Origin of the sequence: Draconibacterium sp., assembly GCF_041583095.1 — a bacterium.
GTDB lineage: Bacteria > Bacteroidota > Bacteroidia > Bacteroidales > Prolixibacteraceae > Draconibacterium.
Genome location: NZ_JBFHGM010000253.1, coordinates 1 through 7419, shown reverse-complemented (window position 1 = coordinate 7419; position 7419 = coordinate 1). Strand labels below are relative to the sequence as shown.

8 protein-coding genes are annotated in these 7419 nt (G+C 39.4%); all 8 read right to left on the bottom strand.

The genetic code is table 11. The annotated features are described in order from the left end of the window. Positions 1-44: 44 nt before the first annotated feature. On the bottom strand, positions 45-1295 hold the full coding sequence (locus tag ABZB17_RS18155) for a tetratricopeptide repeat protein (RefSeq protein ID WP_372652242.1): 1251 nt from the start codon (positions 1293-1295) through the stop codon (positions 45-47). Between the two features lie 57 nt (positions 1296-1352). Next, a complete protein-coding gene (locus tag ABZB17_RS18150; protein ID WP_372652241.1) occupies positions 1353-1991 on the bottom strand; it encodes an energy transducer TonB in 639 nt (212 codons plus the stop codon). Further along, a complete protein-coding gene (locus tag ABZB17_RS18145) occupies positions 1988-2770 on the bottom strand; it encodes a M56 family metallopeptidase (RefSeq protein WP_372652239.1) in 783 nt (260 codons plus the stop codon). The genes ABZB17_RS18150 and ABZB17_RS18145 overlap by 4 nt, the downstream gene beginning before the upstream one ends. Further along, positions 2763-3149, bottom strand: coding sequence for a BlaI/MecI/CopY family transcriptional regulator (locus tag ABZB17_RS18140; protein ID WP_319502761.1), 387 nt, complete (start codon positions 3147-3149; stop codon positions 2763-2765). Before ABZB17_RS18140 ends, ABZB17_RS18145 begins: the two co-directional genes overlap by 8 nt. Positions 3150-3248: 99 nt before the next feature. After that, complete coding sequence (locus ABZB17_RS18135) at positions 3249-4004, bottom strand: energy transducer TonB (RefSeq protein WP_372652237.1); 756 nt, start codon at positions 4002-4004, stop codon at positions 3249-3251. A 33-nt stretch (positions 4005-4037) separates the two neighbouring features. After that, entirely contained in the window at positions 4038-4727 is a 690-nt protein-coding gene (locus ABZB17_RS18130) for an energy transducer TonB (protein ID WP_372652235.1), read from the bottom strand. Between the two features lie 243 nt (positions 4728-4970). Further along, positions 4971-5738, bottom strand: a complete 768-nt coding sequence (locus tag ABZB17_RS18125) for an amidohydrolase (RefSeq protein ID WP_372652233.1) — start codon at positions 5736-5738, stop codon at positions 4971-4973. Between the two features lie 89 nt (positions 5739-5827). Then, positions 5828-6871 (bottom strand): zinc-dependent alcohol dehydrogenase family protein, encoded by a 1044-nt coding sequence (locus ABZB17_RS18120; protein WP_372652231.1) that lies wholly within the window; start codon positions 6869-6871, stop codon positions 5828-5830. Between the last annotated feature and the right edge of the window lie 548 nt (positions 6872-7419).

Below are 7419 nucleotides of genomic sequence, written 5' to 3'. Positions count from 1 at the left end.
TGGTTCACGAAAAAACCGGCGAGATTTAACTGTGTCTCCCCCGGTTATTCTTCAAAGAAAAGATCCTCTTTTAATTTTTCAATGCGGTCAAGCGCGTAAATCGCATTTTTAGCCGCTTCACCCGATTCGGTCAAATAGATCCGGTAATAATTCATTGCCAGCGTTTTATTGGAATTGTATTCTTCGTAGGTAGTTGCAATTTCAAAAAGAACTTCGGTTTTTCCCGGATTCAGCTCGTAGGCTTTTTTTAATGCTTCTATCGATTCTTTAAACTGTCGTTGCTGGCCGTACATTTGCCCCAGGTGATGATACATTTCCGACACATAATCAGGCACCGTTGCTTCAATGGCAAAAGTCATTAGTTCAATCGCATCCTCAAAATTATTTAATTTCCGGTTACATAAACTTTGGTAGTACATCACCAGCGGATCGTTCGGATTGAGCAGTTTTAAGTCACCAAATATGTCGAGCGCTTTTTCTTCGTGTCCGGCAAAGTACGCGCTAATGCCATAATTCATCAATGTTTCAAAAGCCGGTTGTTTTTCCTGTTCCATGTATTTCTCAAACTGCAACATTGCAGGGCCATAACGTTTTGTTTTATAAAAGAACATCGCTTTTTCAAACAGTAACTCTTTATCAGCCGGAAACTGTAACAGGCCTGAATCGATAGTAGCCATTATCTTGTTGGCCTCTTTCTTCCAGTTATAGCAGTGTATCAGATTAATGTAAGTTCCATGATCGCGGGGATTCGCATCAAGCACTTTTTCGTAAAGATCGCGTGCCTGTTCGCGCTGAAAAACGCGGTACGAACAATAAGCCAACTGTTTGTTCCAGTAAACATTGGACGAGTCTTTTTCATAAATACCGGAGAAAACATTGTAAGCAGTTTTATAATCTTCAAGGTTAATATGAACGCGTCCGAGTTTTCCGGCCATAGCCAGGTTATTTGGTTCAACCTGCAGCGCTTTATCGTAAAAAGCTATGGCATCGCGGTTGTTGCCTAAAATGGAAAAACACTCTGCCGTTTCTTCCAGCATTACAATATTACTGGCATCGTACTGAAGCCCTTGCATAAAAGCCTCTAACGCTTGTTGGTAATTTTGCAGGTTTTTATACACCACACCTTTTTTATAATACAATTCGGCCGACGGATTTGCAACCAATTCTTTATCGATCTCCTGAAGTGCTTTATCGTAGCTCTTTTCAATTAAAAGTAAATCAATTTTGCGCTGTGCCATTGAACTGCTAACTGCACAAAACATAATAATCAATAGGGTTAAAATTTTAAATCGCATAATATTTATTTATTCAATAGTGTTATCGGTTGAAGAGGTGTATTAATTCATCAAAGGTTATTGAAGAACAAAATTAATTGGCACGGTATAACTCACATTAACCGGCTCGCCACGCTGATATCCGGGTTTCCATTTTGGTAAAGTATTTACAACACGCAGTGCCTCTTTATCTATCGACGGATCAACTCCCCTGGCAATTTTAGCATTAGCAATTGTGCCTTCGGCTGTAACCACAAAACTTACATAAACTTTGCCCTGAATTCCGTTCTCTATAGAAATCTCCGGATATTTGATCGAGTTGGCAATGAATTTTCGCAGCGCCAGATCGCCTCCCGGAAACTCCGGCATTTTCTCAACAATAAAAAATACCTGGTCATCTTCCTCAAGCTGGCGCGGCTCTTGTTCTTTGCTTTTTACTAAAAAAACAGAGCCGGTACTATCGGTATCAAATTCGTATTTATTTTTTTCATTCAGCATGGCATGTAACAATTCCAGGTCTTCCTGGCTGCCCTTTAGTTTCATACCGTCGTCGACCAGACGAACAGTAATTTTCCGATCGTTACTGTCCTCAACTTTTGTCACTTGCTGTGTTTCTTTTTGTTCACAAGCAAAAATTACAACCAAAGCCAGCAGCGAAACAAATCCCAAAATATATTTCAGGTTCGCCAGCCTCGAAGACCGGATTTTTGAAATCATGTGAATCCGTTTTTTATCAGCGACGAATTGAAATTATTTGCGATATCAAACTGCATTCCAACTGCCTGACTTAAAAGCAATTGTTTATACTGAGCAGAACTGATCCCTGAATTCAGCACTGCATGGTCGGCAAGGTATTCGTGATTTTCGCGAATGGCACGTTTTAATAGCCACATAAACGGGTTAAACCACTGAAAAACAGTAAGAATTTCAAGAATCAGTACATCAAATGTATGTCCTTGTTTGATGTGTTCCATTTCGTGCGTCACCATTTTCTCGTAACCCGATTCCTTTCTCCTATTCGGATTGATGAAAATATAGCCTAAAAACGAAAAGGGACTAAATTCCTTGTCAGCCATCACAAAACGATAATTATCAACGTGTTGAACCTCATTTTTTGAGATAATCAATAAAATCTGAATGATCCGAAAAATCATTCTTCCGAGGAAAAAAGTTAATCCCAATAAATAAATAAGTATGATAATTTTGCTTGAGCTGATCGATTGTACCATGGCCCCGGAAAGATCCTGCCCGTAGATGGTAACCGCTTCTAAAACATTCCGGTAAGGTGTTACCGTAACTTCGGCTAGCATGTTTGACTGCGGTGCGTAAACCTGAAAATGCAGAAACGGCAGAATTACCGAAAATAAAATTGAAAAAAGCAGGAATAGCCGGTTTAAACGGAAGAATGTTTCTTTCCGCAGAAACAACACGTAAATAAGCGACAGCAGCGACAGGCTTATTCCCGATTCGATAATAAAGTTCACTAAATTATTCATCGGTGTCCCGGTTTTCGTTTTCTATATCGCGTTTCACATCCTCCATAAGCTCATCCAGTTCCGATAAACTCATATTGTCTTCCTTGGCAAAAAACGAAACCATTTCCTGGAACGAGCCACTAAAATAATTTCGCATAAAATTCTTCATAAACGAACGCGTATATTCCTTTCGCGAAATCAAAGGAAAATATTCATGTGTTTTTCCGTAGGCGTTGTGGTCCACAAAACCTTTCTTTTCCAAAATGCGGATAATCGTAGAAACCGTATTATATGCGGGTTTAGGAACAGGCATTTCTTCAATAATGTCTTTTACAAATGCTTTATCAAGTTTCCAGAGTAACTGCATCACCTGCTCTTCAGCTTTGGTAAGTTCCTTCATTTTGTTCGTTTATTTATGATTTTTGCTAAACTACAAAAACTGTACCTAAAAAATTAGTTAAAAAACTATTCTTTTAGGTACAGTTTAAAAATAGTGCTATTAATTTAAGGCGAAATTAATTGGAACAGTATACTCAACAGGAACAGGCTTTCCTTTCTCCACTCCGGGTTTCCATTTTGGCAAAGCTTTTACCACACGCAATGCTTCTTTATCCAACGATGGATCAACTCCGCGTGCTACACGGGCATTACCTATCGTGCCGTCTTTTTCAACAACAAAAGAAATGTATACCTTTCCTGCAATACCGTTCTTTTTGGCCACATCCGGATAAGTGACTGCATTGGCAATGTACTTTCTAAGCGCTACGTCGCCACCCGGAAATTGAGGCATCTCGTCTACAATATAATATACCTTGTTTTCCCCTTCTCCGTAGAATGTTTTTTTCTCGTCTGATTTATCTTCGCCAAGGGCAAATTTAATAGGCAACGTGTAGCTTACCTTAACCGGTTCTCCGTCTTCTTTACCTGGTTTCCAGGTTTTGTCGAGCGCATTAATTACCCGCAATGCCTCTTTATCAATCGACGGATCAACACCGCGTGCTATTTTTGCATCTTCAATTTTTCCCTCTTTGTTTACCACAAAAGAAACGTAGACTTTACCTTGTATACCATTTTCTTTAGCAACAACCGGGTATTTTACCAACGATGCAATGTCGTTTCGAAGAGCCATATCTCCTCCCGGATATACGGGCATATCATCAACAACTTGAAATACGCCTTTTCCCTTATTGTTCTCCTGGGCAAATACGCTCATTGTCAGCATCAAACCCAAGATAATTAAAACAGATTTTCTCATAATTCTTTTTATTAGTGGTTAATTTTAAATTGCTTACTGCAGCTTAAATGTTATTTGCGCATTGTAGTACACTTTAACAGGTTTACCGCGTTGTTTACCGGGTTTAAAACGAGGCAGGCTGTTTATTACGCGTAGTGCTTCTTTATCCAGCGATGCATCTACAGGTCGCAGCACTTCTGCATTGTTTACTTTTCCGTTTTCATCTACTACAAATTTTACATATACTTTTCCCTGTATTCCATTTTCCTGTGCTATTACCGGATAATGTACATGTGAATTGATGTACTGGTACAAGGCTTTGGTACCGCCCGGAAATTCCGGAGACTCTTCCACAATTACAAATATTTCATCAACGGCCTCTTCTTCTTCATCCATACTTTCAACGATGGGCTGCACCTCAATAATCGTTTCGTCATCAGCTTCAGTGTCCTCTATTAAAAGTTCATCTTCTATTTCAATATCATCGTCAACAATATTGAGCACCTCAATCGCTTTCGGTGGTGGCGGTGGCGGCGGTGGTTTCACCTCCGGTTCGCGTGTAATCGGAATAATTTCTTCCTCGATTTCAAGCGATTGAATCATTCCCAGGGAATCTGCTTTTTTGGGGGACGTTGTCCATTCAAAAGCCAGTAAAATGGTTCCCAGCGCAACTACTAAACCAACTAAAAAGAAGGTGTTTCGTTTTCCTTCCAGATCTGCTTTCTGTGTTTTTTTACATTCCATAATCATCAGATTTTTGTTATTACTCTAAAGTTTACCGTTCATTAATAGTAAAAACAACATCTTTTGCATGGCCATTTTTCAGTTATCCGTTACTTTAACAAACATATAACTAATATTTTAGTTTACAAACTAATTCCTTAGTTATTTAAGGCTATGGTTTACCAATAAGCTGTATTACTGATTGTTATAAAACTATATTTTTAGTTATAGCCTGTTTGGGAATTTCAAAATAAAAAAACCGTCTTAAAGAATTTTAAAGATATCCCTGTCGGAAAGCAAGGGAAATTTATGCCTGAATTCGTGAAGATGAGAATAGGAAATTTCAAAGGTTTTTACCGCTTCATTTTCTCCCATAAACTCGGCAAATCCTTTTGGAGAAATACAAGACGAATCGCCAAGATATTTTAAACCGGTACCATCCGTTCCAACACGGTTAACACCAAAACAATAGGCCTGATTTTCAATAGCTCTTGAAATGAGCAGGTTTTTCCAGACATGATGCCGTGGCGATGGCCAGTTGGCCATATAAAATACAACATCGTAATCTTCCATGTTTCTTGCAAAAACCGGGAAACGGAGGTCGTAACAAATTTGCGGACAGAATTTCCAGCCTTTATAATCGACAATCAATTTATCTTTTCCTGATGTATAATGTAAATGCTCCTGCCCCATGCTGTACAAATGGCGTTTATCGTACGTTTCAATTTTACCTTCAGGAAATACCCAAAGCGCACGGTTATACACCTTTCCATCATCTTCAATAATTAGACTTCCAACCAAAGCCGCATTTTTATCCGCAGCTACTTGCTGCATCCATTTTACAGATGGGCCAATCATTTGCTCCTTTAACTTTTCCGGATGCATGGAAAAGCCGGTTGTAAACATCTCCGGAAGAATAATTACATCTGTCTCTTCAATGTTTTCAAGCCATTTGGAATATTTTTCCAGGTTTGCGTCTGGATTCTCCCAGATTATATCGGGTTGGATGATGGTAATTTTCAGGTTTTCCATTTTGTTATTTTGAACGCTGAGCACACTGATTTTTCAGATAGTCACTGATATCAGCGTAAATCAGATTTATCTGTGTCATCAGCGTTCCATTATTTAAAATTATTGATAACGGTAACTCCCAGATTTTCAAATTTGTTCATATTCACCAGAGCCTCAGGTGCTTCTTCCAATGAAATAGTTTTGCCCAACATGAGTTCAGGATGTACCTTGCCTGCTTTTATCATTTCGAATACTGCGCTGTAACGAAATGCCTGCATACCGTGGCTTCCAAGAATTTCAATTTCGTGAGCCACTACTTTATCCATGGGTACTTTTGGGTGTTTATGATCAGCGGTGGTTAAACCAACCTGCACATGTTTTCCCCGTTTTCGTAAACAGGAGATGGAATTAAAACAGGTTTCCTGGCTGCCCAGCGCATCGATGGAAAGATGCGCACCGCGACCAGTAACTTTTATAATTTCGGCCGGAACACCCTGCGTTTCTTTAGCATTGATCAGAATGTTTGCGCCTAACTTTTTAGCCAGTTGCAATTTTGTATCATCAATATCAACAGCAATTACATTGGCACCTGCCCCCGATGCAATATTTATTGCCGATAAGCCAACTCCACCACAACCGTGCACAGCCACCCATTGTCCGGTAGTTACTTTCCCCTGGTCGATAACCGCACGAAACGAGGTGATAAAACGGCACCCCAGGCTGGCAGCAGTAACAAAATCAATTTCATCGGGCAGGTGAACCAAATTTATTGCAGCATATTTTATTTCTACCAGCTCGGCAAACGATCCCCATGCCGTGAAGCCCGGTTGAAACTGGTTGTCGCAAACTTGCTGATTACCCGTTTGGCATTCGGGGCAACAACCACAGCCAGTTACAAAGGGAACCGTAACACGGTCGCCAACCTTAAAGTTTTTGATTTCTGCTCCTACTTCAGCAATGGTTCCTGCCAACTCGTGACCGGGAACATGTGGCAAAACAATATCCGGATCGTGTCCCATCCAACCGTGCCAGTCGCTGCGACAAAGCCCGGTGGCTCCAACTTTTATGATCACACTATCTGGTGAAACCTCGGGATCGGGAACTTCTCTAACTTTTACTTTTCCCTGAAATTCTTCGTAAAAAACTGCTTTCACTGAGTTAGATTTTGATGAAATTCAAATGTAGTTAGAAGTAATTTGAAATGGAAAGAATATTTCTAAAAGTCTTTGTGTACTTCGTGTCTTAGTGGTATTTTTTAACCACAAAGGCACGAAGCCACAAAGAAATCTCAAAGTTTTTTGCACCGTACTTTAGTGCGGTGATACTGATATATGAAAAAGTAAGGGCTTTAGCCGCTAAAGTAAGATTAAAGGCTAAAGCCGAATCTTTCTTCGGATTTCTATCGCCAAGCTAAAGCATGGCGCAAAAGGTTCAAATAGAACATAATTTGCAACATAGTGTTTTATTCGAAACTTATAATATTTCTGTATTAATACTAGTTGGTATTTTTCTTTTGAGAAATTTTATTCGATAAATTGGCCTCTTTCTAATTCTTCTAAAACGCCTGCAAATAAAGGGAAGTATTAAATTCTCAAAAATATTTTGTGTTATTAATCCAATTACGACCAACGCGAATTGACCACCACTCCAATTCATCAAGTATCGGATAAAAAGCATATTTATATTCAGGGTTTTCATAAAT